This window comes from Bradyrhizobium sp. dw_411 (genome assembly GCF_018449695.1).
Classification (GTDB): domain Bacteria; phylum Pseudomonadota; class Alphaproteobacteria; order Rhizobiales; family Xanthobacteraceae; genus Bradyrhizobium.
The window spans coordinates 294,045-309,861 of record NZ_JAAVUY010000007.1; the positions used below are offsets into that span (position 1 = coordinate 294,045).

At 59.8% G+C, this 15,817-nt stretch carries 21 protein-coding genes; 10 read left to right on the forward strand and 11 right to left on the reverse strand.

Translation table 11 applies throughout. From position 1 onward, the window contains the following. Nucleotides 1-10: 10 nt before the first annotated feature. The gene (locus tag HB676_RS14740; RefSeq protein WP_213738533.1) at nt 11-730 is read left to right on the forward strand and encodes an SET domain-containing protein; all 720 of its coding nucleotides are present in this window, start codon (nt 11-13) and stop codon (nt 728-730) included. 268 nt (nt 731-998) lie between these two features. Here HB676_RS14740 and HB676_RS14745 read toward each other — a convergent pair whose 3' ends face one another. Both HB676_RS14745 and HB676_RS14750 read right to left on the reverse strand, forming a co-directional pair. After that, nucleotides 999-1,397, reverse strand: a complete 399-nt coding sequence (locus HB676_RS14745) for a hypothetical protein (RefSeq protein ID WP_213738534.1) — start codon at nt 1,395-1,397, stop codon at nt 999-1,001. 40 nt (nt 1,398-1,437) lie between these two features. Then, on the reverse strand, nt 1,438-1,668 hold the full coding sequence (locus HB676_RS14750) for a hypothetical protein (RefSeq protein WP_213738535.1): 231 nt from the start codon (nt 1,666-1,668) through the stop codon (nt 1,438-1,440). A gap of 100 nt (nt 1,669-1,768) precedes the next feature. Between HB676_RS14750 and HB676_RS14755 the strand changes: the two genes are divergently transcribed. Both HB676_RS14755 and HB676_RS14760 read left to right on the forward strand, forming a co-directional pair. After that, nucleotides 1,769-2,590, forward strand: coding sequence for a helix-turn-helix transcriptional regulator (locus tag HB676_RS14755; protein WP_213738536.1), 822 nt, complete (start codon nt 1,769-1,771; stop codon nt 2,588-2,590). A gap of 82 nt (nt 2,591-2,672) precedes the next feature. Next, on the forward strand, nt 2,673-3,128 hold the full coding sequence (locus tag HB676_RS14760) for a hypothetical protein (RefSeq protein WP_213738537.1): 456 nt from the start codon (nt 2,673-2,675) through the stop codon (nt 3,126-3,128). Between the two features lie 115 nt (nt 3,129-3,243). Here HB676_RS14760 and HB676_RS14765 read toward each other — a convergent pair whose 3' ends face one another. Next, nucleotides 3,244-4,062, reverse strand: a complete 819-nt coding sequence (locus tag HB676_RS14765; protein WP_213738608.1) for a L,D-transpeptidase — start codon at nt 4,060-4,062, stop codon at nt 3,244-3,246. Nucleotides 4,063-5,137: 1,075 nt separating this feature from the next. On the opposite strand from HB676_RS14765, the gene HB676_RS14770 reads away from it, so the two are divergent. Continuing rightward, nucleotides 5,138-5,803: a DsbA family oxidoreductase gene (locus HB676_RS14770; protein ID WP_213738538.1), complete on the forward strand. Its 666-nt coding sequence runs from the start codon at nt 5,138-5,140 to the stop codon at nt 5,801-5,803. A 13-nt stretch (nt 5,804-5,816) separates the two neighbouring features. On the opposite strand, the gene HB676_RS14775 is transcribed toward HB676_RS14770, so the two are convergent. The 3 genes from HB676_RS14775 to HB676_RS14785 form a co-directional block, all read right to left on the reverse strand. Then, entirely contained in the window at nt 5,817-6,953 is a 1,137-nt protein-coding gene (locus HB676_RS14775; RefSeq protein WP_249780258.1) for a GNAT family N-acetyltransferase, read from the reverse strand. A gap of 270 nt (nt 6,954-7,223) precedes the next feature. Further along, complete coding sequence (locus HB676_RS14780; RefSeq protein WP_213738610.1) at nt 7,224-7,631, reverse strand: hypothetical protein; 408 nt, start codon at nt 7,629-7,631, stop codon at nt 7,224-7,226. Between the two features lie 134 nt (nt 7,632-7,765). Continuing rightward, the gene (locus tag HB676_RS14785) at nt 7,766-8,245 is read right to left on the reverse strand and encodes a PaaI family thioesterase (protein ID WP_213738539.1); all 480 of its coding nucleotides are present in this window, start codon (nt 8,243-8,245) and stop codon (nt 7,766-7,768) included. Between the two features lie 152 nt (nt 8,246-8,397). Between HB676_RS14785 and HB676_RS14790 the strand changes: the two genes are divergently transcribed. Both HB676_RS14790 and HB676_RS14795 read left to right on the forward strand, forming a co-directional pair. Then, a complete protein-coding gene (locus HB676_RS14790; RefSeq protein ID WP_213738540.1) occupies nt 8,398-8,526 on the forward strand; it encodes a peptidylprolyl isomerase in 129 nt (42 codons plus the stop codon). A 101-nt stretch (nt 8,527-8,627) separates the two neighbouring features. After that, nucleotides 8,628-8,909, forward strand: a complete 282-nt coding sequence (locus HB676_RS14795) for a hypothetical protein (protein WP_213738541.1) — start codon at nt 8,628-8,630, stop codon at nt 8,907-8,909. Nucleotides 8,910-9,019: 110 nt separating this feature from the next. Here HB676_RS14795 and HB676_RS14800 read toward each other — a convergent pair whose 3' ends face one another. Continuing rightward, nucleotides 9,020-9,214, reverse strand: a complete 195-nt coding sequence (locus tag HB676_RS14800) for a hypothetical protein (RefSeq protein WP_213738542.1) — start codon at nt 9,212-9,214, stop codon at nt 9,020-9,022. Between the two features lie 89 nt (nt 9,215-9,303). Further along, nucleotides 9,304-10,008, reverse strand: coding sequence for a Crp/Fnr family transcriptional regulator (locus tag HB676_RS14805; protein WP_213738543.1), 705 nt, complete (start codon nt 10,006-10,008; stop codon nt 9,304-9,306). Nucleotides 10,009-10,366: 358 nt separating this feature from the next. Between HB676_RS14805 and HB676_RS14810 the strand changes: the two genes are divergently transcribed. Further along, the gene (locus HB676_RS14810) at nt 10,367-10,597 is read left to right on the forward strand and encodes a hypothetical protein (RefSeq protein ID WP_213738611.1); all 231 of its coding nucleotides are present in this window, start codon (nt 10,367-10,369) and stop codon (nt 10,595-10,597) included. Nucleotides 10,598-10,692: 95 nt separating this feature from the next. Here HB676_RS14810 and HB676_RS14815 read toward each other — a convergent pair whose 3' ends face one another. Together HB676_RS14815 and HB676_RS14820 are read right to left on the reverse strand one after the other, a co-directional pair. Beyond that, nucleotides 10,693-10,926, reverse strand: coding sequence for a hypothetical protein (locus HB676_RS14815; protein ID WP_213738544.1), 234 nt, complete (start codon nt 10,924-10,926; stop codon nt 10,693-10,695). Between the two features lie 140 nt (nt 10,927-11,066). Then, a complete protein-coding gene (locus HB676_RS14820) occupies nt 11,067-11,261 on the reverse strand; it encodes a hypothetical protein (protein ID WP_213738545.1) in 195 nt (64 codons plus the stop codon). 475 nt (nt 11,262-11,736) lie between these two features. Here HB676_RS14820 and HB676_RS14825 point away from each other — a divergent pair, with 475 nt between their 5' ends. Next, nucleotides 11,737-11,901, forward strand: coding sequence for a Flp family type IVb pilin (locus HB676_RS14825; RefSeq protein WP_249780259.1), 165 nt, complete (start codon nt 11,737-11,739; stop codon nt 11,899-11,901). 1,086 nt (nt 11,902-12,987) lie between these two features. Then, nucleotides 12,988-13,161 carry a hypothetical protein gene (locus HB676_RS14830; protein WP_213738547.1) on the forward strand — a complete coding sequence of 58 codons (174 nt, stop codon included), beginning with the start codon at nt 12,988-12,990 and terminating at the stop codon, nt 13,159-13,161. A 928-nt stretch (nt 13,162-14,089) separates the two neighbouring features. Here the strand turns inward: HB676_RS14830 and HB676_RS14835 are convergent. Then, a complete protein-coding gene (locus tag HB676_RS14835) occupies nt 14,090-14,275 on the reverse strand; it encodes a hypothetical protein (RefSeq protein ID WP_213738548.1) in 186 nt (61 codons plus the stop codon). A gap of 285 nt (nt 14,276-14,560) precedes the next feature. Here HB676_RS14835 and recA point away from each other — a divergent pair, with 285 nt between their 5' ends. Next, nucleotides 14,561-15,652 (forward strand): recombinase RecA, encoded by a 1,092-nt coding sequence (gene recA / locus HB676_RS14840; RefSeq protein ID WP_213738549.1) that lies wholly within the window; start codon nt 14,561-14,563, stop codon nt 15,650-15,652. The last annotated feature ends 165 nt before the right edge of the window (nt 15,653-15,817 follow it).

The following is a 15,817-nucleotide window of genomic DNA, read 5'->3' on the forward strand; positions in this document are numbered from 1 at the left end:
TCCCGGATCCATGCCTGCTATTCCCTTGAACAAACCCTATCGCGTTGGCCGTTCCCGTACCGGGTTAGGCCTCTTCGCCACCAAACCGATCAAGAAGGGCGCCAAAATCATCCGGTATTTTGGCCCGCTCTTGGATTCGCGGAAGAAGAAAGACGACGCGATCGAGAACAAATATTTGTTCGAGCTCAACGGCCGCTGGACCATCGACGGATCGGTGCGCAAGAACATCGCGCGCTACATCAATCATGCCTGCAAGCCGAACGCGGAATCCGACGTCAGCGCGCGCAAGCGCAAGGTCGTGATCCGCGCGATCAAGAAGATCGAGCCCGGCGAAGAGATCAACTACGATTACGGCACCGATTATTTCAAGGCGTATCTCAAGCCGATCGGCTGCAAATGCGACGCCTGCGAAAAGAAGCGCAAGAAGAAGCGTGCCGAGGCCAGAGCCGAACGGCTGCGCCTGAAGGCCAAGGAAGAAAAGAAGGCGCAGAAGAAGGCGCTGAAGGAAGCCGAGAAAAAGGCGGCCAAGGCCCGCCGGAAGAAGGCCGTGAAAGCGAAAGCGCAAAAGGCCCAACTTACGAACGGCAAGCTTTTGAACGGCCATAGCCAGCCCAAGGCGGCGCGAAAAAAATCGGCCGCCGCGAAGCCCAAGACTTCCGGAAAGACTTCTTCCATGAAGCTTGAGACTGTCGCAACGGCCGTTACTGCGGAAATGCAAGCCGCGGCCTAACCTCGTAGGATGGGTTGAGCGCTTGCGAAACCCATCATCTGGCGCACCATTATCAGAGAAGTCATTTGGTCGGGCCGCGACGCGATGGGTATCGCTGCGCTCCACCCATCCTACGCACTTCGATGGCTCCATCCTTCGAGACGCGCGCTATTGCGCGCTCCTCAGGATGAGGTCTGAGAACCCTCATGGTGAGGAGCGCGACTTCGCGCGTCTCGAACCATGAGGCCACGAACGAAGTAGCGATGACTCGAAGGAGCCGGAAAAGGCTCTAAACCGCCAGCGCATCACTGCTCCGGCGCAAGCCGATATATTGCAGCTCCGCCAGCGCGCCGGGTACGATGGCCTGTGCCGCGATAAAGATCTGACCCAGCAAATTCGGCGTCACGGCGCTGGAAAACAGCAGCGCGATGCTGGCGATGGTCCATGCTGTATTCCCCGCGATGACCATGATCACCAGCAGCTTCGGCATCGATTGCCGCGTCGCCAGCCATCCGACCAGCGCGGTATAGGCGATCAGAAACAGACCGGTCTCGCACAACAACGGCTCCGGCAAACCAAACAGCGGCGCTAGTTCGGCTGCGCCAAACGTCAGCAACACGGCCATCATGCCGCTGGCGATGGTGTCGAGCAGGAAGGCGCGGCGAAACAATGGGGATGCTTGGATCATGGCAGTTCTCCTTTTCTAAGTTGGATCGATCGCGAGGGAGTTAGCGCGCCAGTGACCGGCGCCAGTTGCGGAGCTGACGGAGCAGGCGCTTCGGGCACAGCGTCTTGCCGACGCTGCTCTCGACCGCCTGCACATGCGCGAACACGAACACACCGGTGTGGTGCACCAGCGGCTCGGGCATGTTGAGCGAACGGGCTAATATCCGGGTCGCCAGGTTGAGCATCCATGGCAGGATGCCGGCGGGTGAGAGGGGGCTGGATCGCGTGTTCATGGTCATCTCCTGTGCTGGCGAAGATGACCCGGCCCGTGAGGCAGTTCGATTACCTCGGACGTAATGGAACGCATGAAATTCACATGGTAGGTTTTTCACCATGAGCACACACACCGCCACGGCGCGAACTGAGCGTCCCCAGCCCGTCCATATCGGCGATCACCTGCGCGAGTGGCGGCAGCGCCGCCATCTCAGCCAGCTTGATCTGGCCGGTGACGCCGAGATTTCCGCGCGTCATTTGAGCTTTGTCGAAACCGGCCGCGCCGCGCCGTCGCGCGACATGGTGCTGAAGCTCGCCGAGCGGCTCAACGTGCCCTTGCGCGAGCGCAACGTGCTATTGGTGGCGGCAGGATTTGCGCCGGCGTTTCCGCAGCGCACGCTGGACGATCCCGCGCTGAAAGCCGCGCGGGCTGCGATCGATCTGGTGCTGAAGGCGCATGAACCCAACCCGGCGTTGGCCTATGACCGGCACTGGAATCTGGTGTCCGCCAACCGCATGGTGATGCCGCTATTGCAGGGCGTTCCGGCGCGCCTGCTCGGCCAGCCCGTCAACATCCTGCGTCTCGCGTTTCATCCCGAAGCGCTGGCGGTGCGCACGGTCAACGTCGCCGAATGGTGCGGGCACCTATTGGAACGTTTGCACCGCCAGTGCGAGATCACGGCCGATCCGGGACTGATCAAACTCTATCACGAGCTCAAGGCCTACCCGATCCCGGCGCGGTCCGCTCCGCTGCCGCCGGACAACGTCGCGATCCCTTTCAAGCTAAGGTTCGGCAACGACGTCCTGAGCTTCATGTCGGCGACGATGATTTTCGGAACACCAGTCGACGTCACGCTGTCGGAAATGGCGCTGGAGACGTTCTTTCCGGCGGATGACCTGACCGCCGAGCGGCTGCGGGCGATGGCGGCGGGGTTTAAGTAGTGACTGCGTTTTTTGACGGCTGACCGTGGGATGCGTCGTGCTATGGTCGCGCTATACTGATTTGCCGCAGCAGGATGACTGCATGAAAACTAAAAGGCACTATCGCCCCGATTTAGAATGGAGCAAATGGGTCGCCGAGTCCGTGGTTGACGAACTCTCGGTGGCAAAGTTGATCCCCGAGGATCAGGTCAATTGGGCAAGAGATATTGTTGCGCAGGACATCCATATCAAGCTGCTTGCTGGCTGGCGGCCCCAAGAGAACGTATCCTCTTGGCGAATGCCCTACGGATTAAACAATCAATTCATGAAAGCGTTAAGCGGCCTAATTGACGACTGGTGCGACAAACGATGCCTCCGCCCTCTGTCGCGCGTTCTTGGTCCTTTTTTGAACTTCAACGGCTTGACGGATGGATGGGCCGACTTAGCAACGGGCCTGAAAAGTGTTCGCGCCCAGGATCAGAGCGCATTGAGCTCGGAAGAAATGGCCATTATCAACGGCCTCATCCAAACAACAGATGAAGCCCGTAGGGCGGATTAGCCGAAGGCGTAATCTGCCATCTTTTTTCTTTTCGCTGCGGTGGGTTACGCCTGCGGCTAACCCACCCTACGCACCGTCAAAGGACTGCGCTCAATGCGAGCCCATGCTGTCGTGCTCACGTCGCAGGCCGAACCGTCGCTAATCCTGGGTTCGGCAACCGATTGGCCGCTTCATCAGGATTACTGCGCAGCACACGATGGGCCGCTGGAATAGCTCGCGTCGCCGGAAGCACGATGACTTTTGCGCCGACTTTCACCCGCTCATAGAGATCGGTGACGTCGTCATTGGTCAGCCGGATACAACCGGACGAAACCCGCTTCCCGATCGTGTCGGGCTTGTTAGTGCCGTGAATTCTGTATTCGGTCTCGCCCAGATACATGGCCCGGGCGCCGAGCGGATTGCCGGGGCCGCCCGCCATAAACCGCGGTAGGTACGGCTGACGCAAAACCATTTCGGCAGGCGGACGCCAATCCGGCCATTCTGTTTTCCTGGCCACGGTCTGTTCACCGGACCACGTAAAACCCTCGCGGCCGACGCCGATGCCGTAGCGCATCGCCTGCTTGCCGTTGAGCACGAGATAAAGAAAGGTATTTCCGGTGTCGACAACGACAGTTCCCGGCGCTTCGTGGCTGATGTAATCGACGACCTGCCGAACAAGTTTTCCGGGAGCGTCCGCGGCTTTTGGAAGTTCCACCTCGGGCGCTGGAATTGAAGCCGGAGCAGGAGCAATGGCAGGCGCCGGAACCGGCGCAGGAGCCTGAGCTTGAAGCTGTGCCTGAACCGGAGCAGGGGCCACCGCAGCCGGTGCCGGCGGAGGCGTCAGCGCGGCCTGATGCGTGGAGGGACGCTTCGGTTGAACTGTTGCCGGACGCGACAGCAAGGCATAGCCCATTGCGCCGACAGCGATGACGACGACAGCTATTTTGCCGGCCATCGGCAACGCAAACGTCTCGGTCTTTCCGCGTTTGGCCCGCTTCGCCGATGTTTTCGCCAATTACCTTCTCCCACATTCCCGTGCCCGGGACTGGATAGGCCGGCATCTTTTAAAAAATACCCAAGCGGTTTTGGTCAGATTTGAGTATCGTTAATCGTCGTTAACGCGCGCGAGTCCGTAGGGTGGGCAAAGCGCCAGCGTGCCCACCAACTTGCCTCAACGCTGGAAGATGGTGGGCACGGCGCAAGCGCGCCTTTGCCCACCCTACGATTCTGTCGTCATTGCGAGGAGCGAAGCGACGAAGCAATCCATTCTTTCTTTGCGCGGCACTATGGATTGCTTCGCTTCGCTCGCAATGACGATGTTGAGACTTTCGACTACCCGACGGGCAAATCACGTCACCTTCCGCTGATCGCATGTCCAGTCCCTTCGGTAAAAATATTCTGGTTTTCCGAAATCGCAAATCGGTCTATATCCATGCTCATCCCGTCTCATCTGAGGGGCGGCTCGCGATCGTCACGGACGCGGGACGGGATGCGGTGGACGCGGATGTGCCTTTGACGAACGGCGCGATAGCGGACGGCGAAGTCGTGTGGTCCTGACGCCTCGACGCTGGCGTCAAGTTCCTGAGAAGCAAGCTTCTCAGGGATGACGGTGGCAAAAGAGCCCGATCACCGGGGAGAGCACGAAGTAAGCCGTAAACCATTGCGCGGGGAATGCCGGGTGATTCCGGTGTGACCTGACTAACGCGTGTGCTTTCACCTTACTACCGTTGCACACGCGGTTGCGGGCGCGCCAGGCGCCCGGCATTCCCTGCGCCCTCTGAAGGGAGGGCGGGAGTTGCACATATAATTCGGGCGCTTTGCGTCGCGATCGCTCACTCGTCATGCCCGGACTTGATCCGGGCATCCATCCATCTTCGCAGAAGAAGATGGATCACCGGGTCAAGCCCGGTGATGACGACCTAAAAATGTTTCACGACGTTGAGAGAATATCGTCCTTGCAGGGATCCCGCTCACTTGCCGAGGCCAGGACGGCCCATTATCTTTGGGACTTCCAAAAACGAGGACGCCCGATGAGCACCTTAAAGCCGCTTCAGATCGATATCGTCTCCGACGTCGTGTGCCCGTGGTGTTACATCGGCAAGCGCCGCATCGAGGATGCGCTGGCGCTGGCGTCGGATATTCCGGTTGAGGTGCACTGGCGGCCGTTCTTTCTTAATTCCTGGATCCCGCGCGAGGGCATCAGCCGCGACGAATACCTTACGGCGAAGTTCGGTTCGGTCGAGGCCTACAAGGGCATCGCCGGCCGCGTCGTCACGGCGGCGGCCGAGGAGGGGCTGGTGTACCGGCCCGACCAGGTCAAGCGGCAGCCGAACACGATCGATTGCCATCGGTTGATTCTGTGGGCCGAGGCGAAGGGCAAGGCGGCCGAGATGAAGCAGCGGCTGATGGAATTGTATTTCCAGGGTGGCGGCGATCTCACCGACGTCAATGTGCTGGTGCAGGCGGCGGCCGATGTCGGGCTCGATGCCGACGATGTGCGGCGCCGTCTGGCCACCGACGAAGACGTCGCGCGGATCTCGGCGCAAGCGGAGGAGGCAGCCAACAAGGGTATCTCCGGCGTGCCCACTTACGTGTTCGCCGGCAAGTACGCGGTATCGGGCGCGCAGCCGGCCGATCAGCTCGCCCGTGCCATTCGCCAGGTCTCGGCGGAAGTAAACGCGCAAGCGGCGGAGTAGGGCCGTACTGGCGTCAGGATTTCCTGCGCTCGCGGACCAGATGCACGGCGCGGCGTGCGAGTTCGCGGACCGAGTGGCGTGCCGTCAACGCAGCGTGGATCATCGACACCACGGGATCGCGCCGACGCAGCGGGATAAGCACGTCGCCGATCCTGAGGCGTCCGCGCCAGATCGGATTGATCATCGGATGATCCGCGCTTGCGGTAGAGTCCGCCGTCGCGATCACGGCGCTGGCGCAGAGGTGTTTGGTCAGTTCAAGCGTCAGTTGCACGCCGGGTGAAAACTTCGCAAAGCGCTCGTCGACGCCGAGCTTGAAATAGAAGGCGCGGTCCTGGTGCCGCAGCACGATGGCTGCTGCGACTGGCGTCTCGCCGGCATGCAGCGTGACGATTTCGCATTGGCCTGACGCCGCAAGGCCGGTGGTGGCGCGCCGGATAAAGCCGGCATCGCCTTCATCCTGCTGCAACGCAGTTCCGCGCCGGGCTTTCCAGCCGCTGGCTTCCAGCGCCATGAAGGTCTCGACGGCAGCCGTGACCGCCTCTGGCGTGCGCGCGACATCGAAACTGATAGCACCGTGCTCGGCGAGGCGGTTGCGCTGGCGGCGCAATTCCTTCAGCTTTTTTCCGCCCAGCGCATCGCGCAGCAATTCATCGGCATCGTGCCTGGCGTCAAGACAGGCGCGTGCATGGGATTGCAGCACCCGCGGGCGCAGGCCATTCTGCCGCAATACTTCGGTGATCGCTTTCATCGCCGCGCCGTTCATCGAGACGTCGCGCAGGATCAGCGCATGGGCGCCGGCGTTGCGCGCCTGCGCGATCATGTGGTTGACCGCATCGTTGGCATTGTCGCGGTCGAGCAGCGGCGTGCACAGCGTGCCATAGGGGCTGGCGCTCGCCAGCGCGGGCAGCGGGATCTTGTAGGCGCGCCACATCGAGACGACCGGCAACAGCCCGATCAACCGCGCCGCGCCATCCGGCACCAGCGGCGTCTCGCTCCACGCGCAGAGCGCGGAGGCTCCGGTGCGGCCGCTGGCGAAGGCGTTAACCGCCAATTCCCAATCGGGCAGATAATAACCGTTCGGCTCGATCGCGCGCTCGGCCAGCATGCGCCACGGGGTCGCTGGGATGTCCGTGAGCGGTACCAGCGCCAGACCATGGCCCGTCACGCCACCCGGCGAGGTAGCCGCGCCCAAGCGCGCGCCCGCGGCATCGTCCGGTGATGCGCGATGGCCCAGTTCTGGTTCAGCAACCTCGATCACGTCCCGGTTTCCCCGTTCGCGAGATGGCGCGGTTCACCACCGCGTTGTCGGGAAAGGGTAGCGGAAAGATTGGAAAAGTCCGTGGCGCACGGATTCAATTCGAGCGGTATTGTTAACGCGTCGTTTATCGGCGAGTGGTGCCCACTTCGCTCGAAAACGCTCTCAGATCGGCTGATAACTCTCGTTGGCGCAGGTGTCCTCGGCCTCGGCACGGCTACGGTCGAGGATGACCCCATTGTTGATGGTGATGCGATAGGTTTCGACGCCGAGCGGCTTGCCCACGGCATTAGTCAACTCGGCCTTGACGCATGCGGTCCAGCCGAGGCCACGCAAATCGTGGTGCGGTGGCGAGACCTGGACCTGCTGCGGGTTCGACTGAGCGACGAATACTGAATCCAGTTTTTCCCGGACCAGTTGTTTCACATCGGGGGGAGCTTCGAGCGGCGGAGGATCGCTGGCTTTGGCGCGCAGAAATTCAGGCAGAGGCGAGCGGCTGTCGGCGATGCCGCATCCTGCCAGCGTCAGCGCTACGCCCGCAATCAATGCCGTGTGGATAATCCCCCGCATCATCAAATATTACCCCGCCCCGGTTAAGATTGCGCGGGGGTGGGGGTCAATTCGCCGGCTTGCGCCATCAACAATTACTGAAAACCGGGCAGAGGATTGCTGAATGTTTCTGCGCAAACAGCCGACACAATTGTTCCTCACAGCATCGCGAAGGCGCTTGAGACCATGGCCACCGGCTTGTTGTCGGCGGCGCTGGACAGCGTGACCCGGCCGAAGCTCATGGTGCGCCCGAGCCGCACCACCCGGGCATCGGCCAGCACATCCGACGACATAACGGGCCGCATGAAGTGCGTGGTCTGGTCGACGGTTGTCATCGGCCGGTAGCCGCGATTGGCGGTCAGGATTGCGATCACCATCGAGGTGTCGGCCAGCGCCATCAGCGCTTGGCCGCAGACGATGCCGCCGTGCCGGCACAGCCGTTCCGAGAAAGCCATTCGCAGCACTGCGCCCGGCTGCCAGTCGGCAGCAGCGCCCGTTGGCGGGGCGTATTCAATGCTGGAGATCGACAATCCCAAATCCAGCACCCAAGGTGCGAATACGTCGCCAAGGACGCGCCGCGCTTCCTCGATATCGAATTCCTCGGGCTTTTGTTCTAAGGCTTGGGGCTTGTCTGGCATGAAGCAGATCCTCGCCGGGGATGATGCCTTATGCCAGAGCGCATCCGGTGCGCAAAGGGAAGCCGCTTTGGCACGTCTTGAGCGTCTCTTTTGGACGGCTTGAAAATGCCTGACTTGAGGCCGTAGGGTAGAATCTGTGTGGGAGTAGGGTGATGGCGTTGCGGCGATTGGCATTGATTTTCAGCGTTGTGGCAGTGGGGCTCGCGCTGAGCGGCTGCACCAAATGCGGTCCGATCTGGGACGACTGGATGCAGAAATCCTGCAAGTCGGACCATTTCTAAGTGCTATGCCCGGCGCGTTCGCCGGCCCGCTTGGCGGGGCGGTCTGCGCGGTGATATCCTGCGCAATGATATGTTATTGGGGACAATACAGGGAGCATCCCATGAAAGTTTTCCGTGTGGCGATGGTTATCGGGTTGCTGGCCTCGCCTGCCTACGCCCAGATGCCCGCCTTGAATCTGATGCAGGACAAGCCCGGCAAGACGCAGGATGAGAAGGATGCCGAAGCTGCGCGCGACAAGGCCTATAAGGAGTCGCTAAAGAAGATCCCGGATGCCAAGGTGCCCGCGGATCCTTGGGGCACCGTACGAAGCGATGCGCCCAAGACATCGGACAAGGCCACAGCTTCCGCGAAGCCAAAGAAAACTGGCAGCACCGCGAATTAAAGCGTTAGAGATAAACGCCGCCCTGCCGGGAATGTCGGCGCGTTGAGCTTGCGGCCAGGATCAGGCGGTCCTTGATCAGGCGGTCCTTTTTTTTCGCCTCATCTCTTGTCTCACTTCTCCCGGCCGCCGACATCGCGAACGAGCGCGGCAAGGCGGCCCATAAAGTTGTTCACCCAACCGTCTTCCTCTCGCGGAGCGGCCTGGCCGTTTTCGGGCGCCGATGCATCCCCGGGCGCCTTCATATCGAAGCGCGCTTCCTCGGGGTCGTCGTCTAAAATCTGACGCCGGCGATTTGCTGACAGCATTCTGGGTTCCTCTTCTCGGAAGCCAACGTGCTACAGAAGATAGAGTTCCATAATCGCTACAATCAGTAGATGACGAGGGGGAGACGCCTTCAGGTCAGTGCGGCGGACTGGTCCAGCAAGGTTTGGTAGCATTCGCAGGACATCCGCATCAGCGCGGGTCGGTTCAGGATCTTGATCACGCCGCGCGAATAGGTGATCACACCGGCGTTCTGCACCCGGCTTGCGACTTCGGTCACAGACGTCCGCCTGACGCCCAACATCTCAGCGAGAAATTCCTGCGTCAGCGCTACGGTGTCGCCGCCGGATCGGTCGGCGCTTTGCAGCAGCCAGCGGCAAAATCGCGCCTCGATCGGGTGGAGCGCGTTGCAGGCGGCCGTTACCCGCGCCTGCGACAGCAGCACTTCGTTGTAGCGGATACACAGATTGCGAATGGCCTCGCTGCCGGCAACGGCCGTCCTGAAATGGGGAGCTGCGATCCTGCTGCAGGTCAGCGGCATCTGCACCACGACGCGCACCAGCGATTTGTAGAGGCCAAGCCCGGCCATCGCGCCGACGACGCCTTCGCGGCCGACAGTCGCGGTCTCGATCGCCTTGCCGTCGCGCAGCACGGCAAGCAACGACAGCATGCCGTCATGCGGGAAATAGATTTGGTCGACTTCGTCGCCGGCTTCGGAGAGTACGATGCCCTGTTGAAGTGAAATCGTCGACAGATGCGGAAGCAGGCGGTCGAAATCGTTGCGGGGCAATGCGGCGAGCAGTTTGTTGTCCAAAGGACCTGCGTTCGAGTTGGCCAATGCGGTATCCCGCCCGGTCGGTCGGGCCGATTTTACCGCAGGGGTGGGTAAGGGACGCTCCGAGAGGGCGATCCGCGGGAAACGTCAATATAGGAAGATGGCGCCCGCGATGTCGGCACGGTACCGATCATAGCGGCGGACCGATCCACAGGTACCCTGATGCAAGATGCGATTGGGCTGCAATACCATTGGCTTACGTGCGTCACACGGCGGCAAAGTTTATATGTCGGAAATCGAACAGAGGCTCTTCCGGCAGCCGCAGAAAATGCACGTTATTGGTCAAGTGGCAGCCGAGACGACTCGGTTTGGCGACGCTGCACGCTATATTGAGCCGGTCGTTATCTGTTGGAGTTGCGACATGGTTTCTCGTCCGCGCGATCTCGCAGACCGGATGGCCGGCCGGCGCAGGCCGGACGACGGCTATCTGCGCGAAACCTTTACTTTGCCGCGCGACAAGGCGCGTAGCAGGGCGCGCGATTTCCTCACCCGCTACCCCAAGGCGGCCTATATGAGCGGCGTGGAAAGCTGGCGTGAGCTACCGGGCGGCGACATCGAATTCACCATGCGGCGGCTGCGGAGCGCTGATTAGTGGGCTTCCACCAGGGAGCTGCGCCAGGGGTTTCAGCCGGACCGGGGCACGGTCGATCAGGCGACAAACGCCGAAGGCGTTGGCGCTGGGATCATCTAATCGGGCGTCTCCGCCACCAGGCGGATGCGGAACACCGGTTGCTTGGCTTCATCCAGAAGCTCCATTTCCCATTCGGAGTTTTGCTGTAGTTTGCGGGAAATGCCGCCGATGATACCGGCGCAAACGCTGGTCAGCTCTTTCCACGCGGCATCATGATCGGCAAATTCGGTGCCTTGATCGGACGCGCCGCAGATGGTGCCGTTTCGGATGCGAAAAAAATAGAGCGGCATGGAATGACCCAATGCGTGAAGGCCGCTCTAGGCCCATGAAACCAATAAAATCTCACACGCAGTGAATTCCTGAATCCGGGACGGATCAATCCGGGAATCTACGGATTTGGCGTGGCCGCCTCGCTTGCGCGCAGCGGCGATTATTCGCTCTCGGTAATCCGGATCAGGCCGTCGCCGGTGACGACAGGGCCTTTGGCCGTCTCGGTGACGTAGCCAAGCATGATCAGCTTTGCCAGATGAGGCGCAGGGATAACCGGGGTGGGCGAAGTGATCGCGACTTCGATCAGGGAAGCGAACTCTTCAGGCGTCAAAAGCTTCGGCGTATGCATCGTCATCGGCGAACTCACGATCAGGACGTGGCCGTTGTCCGATTGGCAAGACCACAAGGAAATTTATGAGCCGATTCCTGATCGGAAGCGAGGGCTCTCGGTAGTACTACGGATCAGGGCGGCTTCTGTTTCAAACCGAACAGGTCAGGCCCGCGGATGTGGGGATGACGGCCTGGTTTTGCCAGTCCGCCCGGCGGGCGGTCGTGGCGCCGGCTTCCGGGCAGGGCCTGTTTGACGGCCTGCTTGTGCCTACTTCAGCGAACCATTGGCGGCATGAGATATCGCTGCCCCGTTCACGCCGAGACATCGGGCCTGGTCTCGAAGCGTGCCGGGCTTGCCCAGCAACAGGCAGAAATAAAAAGACGGCGCATTCACGCGGGATTAAGCGCCTTTTTTGATTCAATTTTAAGCAACGATCAGCAGAGTTCCGTTCATGGAACCCGCAAGAATTGCCGGGGCGTTAATACCAGGAGGTAGCATCTTGAAGCATTTATTTAGGCGCTTTTTGGCGGATCAATCAGGCGCCACCGCGATTGAATACGCCCTGATCGCGGCAGGTATTTCGCTCGCCATCATCGCCGCTGTTAACGGCCTCGGCTCAACGCTCAACACATCATTCTCGACGATCAACACCGCCTTGAAATAGCCGCCGGCGGAGCTCCCGGCAGCGCTCCTGTCTCCCGTGGTGAGCTTTCCAGCGCAAGCCTCGTTTCGAGCCCGCCTCATCTGAAACCGGATCGGATGATCGCCGTACCTATTCGATGGCGGCGATTGGTCCTCCAGATTAGCCCCGCCGTCAGCGACCCCCTTTCGCGGTCCCCCGCGAGACGGGGGTCGTTTCACGGCGGAACTGGCGGGTAGCGTTTCCGGGCGAAAGCCTGCCCCGGCTTGATCCGGGATGGATACCGGTTCGCGCAAGGAAGGCGCGTCAAACAAAAGATTGGGCCCGGTTCTGATTTAATCAGAACCGACAAGGCTCTCCCCAAGAAGAAAGCCGCCACCAGCATTCTGCTGATGACGGCTTGGGAATTGCACTCGCAAGTACAGCCTAGCGCCACGTAGTTAATAAACCGTTTCCAAATTCCGTAGAAATACGGAAATGTGTCCCATCTATTTTGGGGACCCGCGATCGGGATGGCCTCCGGTCGCCGTCACTGCGAGGCTGCCCGATGAAGCGCGCGGGACCGGGCACGACTGGTCGGTAAACTCAAAAGGGTTCGGCGAACGCGCTTCACTGCACCGATAGAAAAATAACAGCCAGCACGACAATCCACCCCACGATGATGAGGGAAGCCACGGCGCCGGCCGTAATTTTAAGTTTCTCCTGTGTCGTGTAACCGCGCATGGGAGCTCCGATTGGCGACCTCTTTCATTTTGAAAAGCTATGAAATCTTAATTTGTTTCGCGCGCAACTCGGTGATCAGATGCAGCGCAATGACGCCGCGCAATACGGTGTCATTCTCCCCAACCCCGCTGGGTGGACCCCCGTCTGGCGGGGTTTTCGTTGTGGCCATATCTGCGTCAAACAGTGGCCTGTTTCTGCCGATATCGTAATATCCGCGATCGAAACAAGGGGTCAGTGGCGTTTGGGGCGGCAACGCAAGCTGCGTCGCCACAGACGAGGGTATTTAAGCCGGTCCGTCTCGCAAGATGAAGATTCAGTCAAATCGTGACACGAAGCTTACAGCGCGCGGGTGAGGATTGATGAGACGCGTCAGCGCGAGGTGCGCGGATGTTTGAAGGCCTGACGAGACGCGATGTTGTGATCGCCGCAATCATCCTGATTGCCGTGGTCGCTTTGACGATCGAAGGCACATATTACGGACTTCATAGATACGTACTCGATCGTCCGGCCGGCCTTCAGACAAAGCAGGACGGTCCAAAGCCCGACCAGCAGGCCAGATAAGGAAAAACCCCGCCCAACGGGGGTCGGGCGAGGTTCCTCTAGGGATGTCGCTGGCAACGACATCGCAGTGCGATAATGACGATTTCGGATGCGGGGGCGATTAAATAAAAGTTCAGAGATCCCGGCAGAATCCGCTGGAAATCTTTCCCCTTTGCGTGTTTCCGCTGCAGAAGGGAGGAGTCCATCGCTCCTTCGGCACTCGTTGAAATAGCCGCTTACAGATTCAAAGCCGGTACTTTCCAGGAGCACGCGTTAACCCCGCTTTTACCAAGCCGCATCAGCATCAGGCATAGATGCGGCGGAACCGGAGCAGTGCCGGGCCGGCAGCCGCATGAGAAAGCCGTCCGGCGTCACGCCCGGGCGGCTTTTTTTTCTGAAATTGAAAAGACCAGAAAGAGGCCGCCAACGGAGGGGGCTTTCTTATTCTAAATTCGCGCTCTTCTTCTGCGGGATTTCGGCCGCGATCTTTGGGCCGACAGTAGTTGCGCTATTCTGACCCGTTCGCGCAGTCGGTTCAGTTCGCCCAACTGGGCAATGAGACTGGTTCTAATATGGGTGAGCGCCTTGAAGCGCTTATTCAAAATAATCATCAGAAAATAAACTCACAAAAAAAGGATGTTCGCAAAAGTTATGTCGATTATGTCCCAAAGGTTCACGCGCTGTATGTGTACTAGTTCACACTGGGCCAAAAACGGCCGCTGCTGAATTTAAAGGGCCACGAACATCAGGCGGTATGGGAGCGGCCGGAAACCGGCGAAAAAGTGGGAATGGATTGTGCACCAACAGACGAAAAAGGGACTCCGCTTTGCGGAGTGAGCCCTACGGAAGACGACGCAAAAAAAGCGAGCGTCTGGAATGCGCGTCTGGAAATTGACGAATGGCGGCTGGGCAGATGAAAGAGGCTGCCAATCGAGGCGGCCTCGTTGTTCTAAAGGCTTGGTCTTTTTTGATGGTTCGTCTGCTTCGATTTTTGGATCGATAGCTGCGCTTTCCTGACCTTGTCGCGTAATAGCTCCAGTTCGCGCACCCGCGCGTTGAGGCTGGCAACTGTATTGGTTACGACTGAAATGCGCGTGTTGGTGACTTCTAAACGTCGCTCATAAAGAACACTCATATTAAACTCCGCCAAATTCTTAAGGTGTTTGAAAGTTGACGAATTAGTGGCTTAAAATAGGCAGAGCCTAAAATCAAATGACATTTTAATGTATTTCTTAGCCGAAGATGGGTGAACGAGTAGCTCTCCATTATTCGAGGCAGATCAGTACCTGAAAAAGAACATAAAGAACATATTGCGAACTTAGAACAAATAGGGTACATTGTTCCATCGATCGCTGATCCACTGATTCACCCACCGCCCGTTTGTCCCGCTAGCGAATCCCCGCCATAAGGAGCACCACCAATGTCCGCTACTGCCCTGCGTATCGTCGAAGGATCCTCCATGGACAAGACCAAAGCCCTGTCCGCCGCGCTCTCCCAGATCGAGCGCCAGTTCGGCAAGGGCTCGGTGATGAAGCTCGGCAAGAACGACCGCTCGATGGATGTCGAGACTATTTCGTCTGGTTCGCTCGGTCTCGACATTGCGCTTGGCGTCGGCGGTCTGCCGAAGGGCCGGGTGGTGGAAATTTACGGGCCGGAATCCTCGGGCAAGACCACGCTGGCGCTGCACACGGTGGCCGAAGGCCAGAAGAAGGGCGGCATCTGCGCCTTCATCGATGCCGAACATGCGCTCGATCCGGTCTATGCCCGCAAGCTCGGCGTCAATATCGATGAGCTGCTGATCTCGCAGCCGGACACCGGCGAGCAGGCGCTGGAAATCTGCGACACGCTGGTGCGCTCCGGCGCGGTCGACGTGCTGGTGATCGACTCCGTGGCGGCACTGGTGCCGAAGGCCGAACTCGAGGGCGAGATGGGCGATGCGCTGCCCGGCCTGCAGGCGCGGCTGATGAGCCAGGCGCTGCGCAAGCTCACCGCCTCGATCAACAAATCCAACACCATGGTGATCTTCATCAACCAGATCCGGATGAAGATCGGCGTGATGTACGGCTCGCCGGAAACCACCACCGGCGGCAACGCGCTGAAATTCTACGCTTCTGTGCGCCTCGATATCCGCCGCATCGGCGCGATCAAGGAGCGCGATGAAGTGGTCGGCAACCAGACCCGCGTCAAGGTGGTGAAGAACAAGCTGGCGCCGCCGTTCAAGCAGGTCGAATTCGATATCATGTATGGCGAGGGCGTCTCCAAGATGGGCGAAATCCTCGATCTCGGGGTCAAGGCCGGCATCGTCGAGAAGTCCGGCGCATGGTTCTCCTATGACAGCCAGCGCCTGGGGCAGGGCCGCGAGAATTCCAAGGCATTCCTCAAAGCCAATCCCGATATGACCGCCAAGATCGAAGTCGCGATCCGCCAGAATTCCGGCCTGATTGCCGAACAAATCCTGGCCGGCTCCCCCGAGCGTGACGCCGATGGCGAAGAGGAGCCCGCGGAGGATTGATCTTTTCCGGGCCTGAGCCGTTAGGCTTAGGCTCCGACACAAGCGGGCGCTGAGGACGTTGAGTTGCCGACGTTCCCGGCGCCCGTTTTTGTTTTAAAGCCGATAGTGAGTGCGATGAGGAATATCCATGTAACCGTATTGGCCGCCATGTGCCTCATAGGCTTC

Coding starts and splice junctions, on each gene's coding strand:
- HB676_RS14830 (WP_213738547.1), top strand. CDS start 12,988: ATGTTTGAAGGCCTGACGAGACGCGATGTTGTGATCGCCGCAATCATC.
- HB676_RS14740 (WP_213738533.1), top strand. CDS start 11: ATGCCTGCTATTCCCTTGAACAAACCCTATCGCGTTGGCCGTTCCCGT.
- HB676_RS14770 (WP_213738538.1), top strand. CDS start 5,138: ATGAGCACCTTAAAGCCGCTTCAGATCGATATCGTCTCCGACGTCGTG.
- HB676_RS14835 (WP_213738548.1), bottom strand. CDS start 14,275: ATGAGTGTTCTTTATGAGCGACGTTTAGAAGTCACCAACACGCGCATT.
- HB676_RS14790 (WP_213738540.1), top strand. CDS start 8,398: ATGGCGTTGCGGCGATTGGCATTGATTTTCAGCGTTGTGGCAGTGGGG.
- HB676_RS14815 (WP_213738544.1), bottom strand. CDS start 10,926: ATGCCGCTCTATTTTTTTCGCATCCGAAACGGCACCATCTGCGGCGCG.
- recA (WP_213738549.1), top strand. CDS start 14,561: ATGTCCGCTACTGCCCTGCGTATCGTCGAAGGATCCTCCATGGACAAG.
- HB676_RS14800 (WP_213738542.1), bottom strand. CDS start 9,214: ATGCTGTCAGCAAATCGCCGGCGTCAGATTTTAGACGACGACCCCGAG.
- HB676_RS14760 (WP_213738537.1), top strand. CDS start 2,673: ATGAAAACTAAAAGGCACTATCGCCCCGATTTAGAATGGAGCAAATGG.
- HB676_RS14795 (WP_213738541.1), top strand. CDS start 8,628: ATGAAAGTTTTCCGTGTGGCGATGGTTATCGGGTTGCTGGCCTCGCCT.
- HB676_RS14780 (WP_213738610.1), bottom strand. CDS start 7,631: ATGATGCGGGGGATTATCCACACGGCATTGATTGCGGGCGTAGCGCTG.
- HB676_RS14745 (WP_213738534.1), bottom strand. CDS start 1,397: ATGATCCAAGCATCCCCATTGTTTCGCCGCGCCTTCCTGCTCGACACC.
- HB676_RS14750 (WP_213738535.1), bottom strand. CDS start 1,668: ATGAACACGCGATCCAGCCCCCTCTCACCCGCCGGCATCCTGCCATGG.
- HB676_RS14810 (WP_213738611.1), top strand. CDS start 10,367: ATGGTTTCTCGTCCGCGCGATCTCGCAGACCGGATGGCCGGCCGGCGC.
- HB676_RS14765 (WP_213738608.1), bottom strand. CDS start 4,062: ATGGCCGGCAAAATAGCTGTCGTCGTCATCGCTGTCGGCGCAATGGGC.
- HB676_RS14785 (WP_213738539.1), bottom strand. CDS start 8,245: ATGCCAGACAAGCCCCAAGCCTTAGAACAAAAGCCCGAGGAATTCGAT.
- HB676_RS14820 (WP_213738545.1), bottom strand. CDS start 11,261: ATGACGATGCATACGCCGAAGCTTTTGACGCCTGAAGAGTTCGCTTCC.
- HB676_RS14755 (WP_213738536.1), top strand. CDS start 1,769: ATGAGCACACACACCGCCACGGCGCGAACTGAGCGTCCCCAGCCCGTC.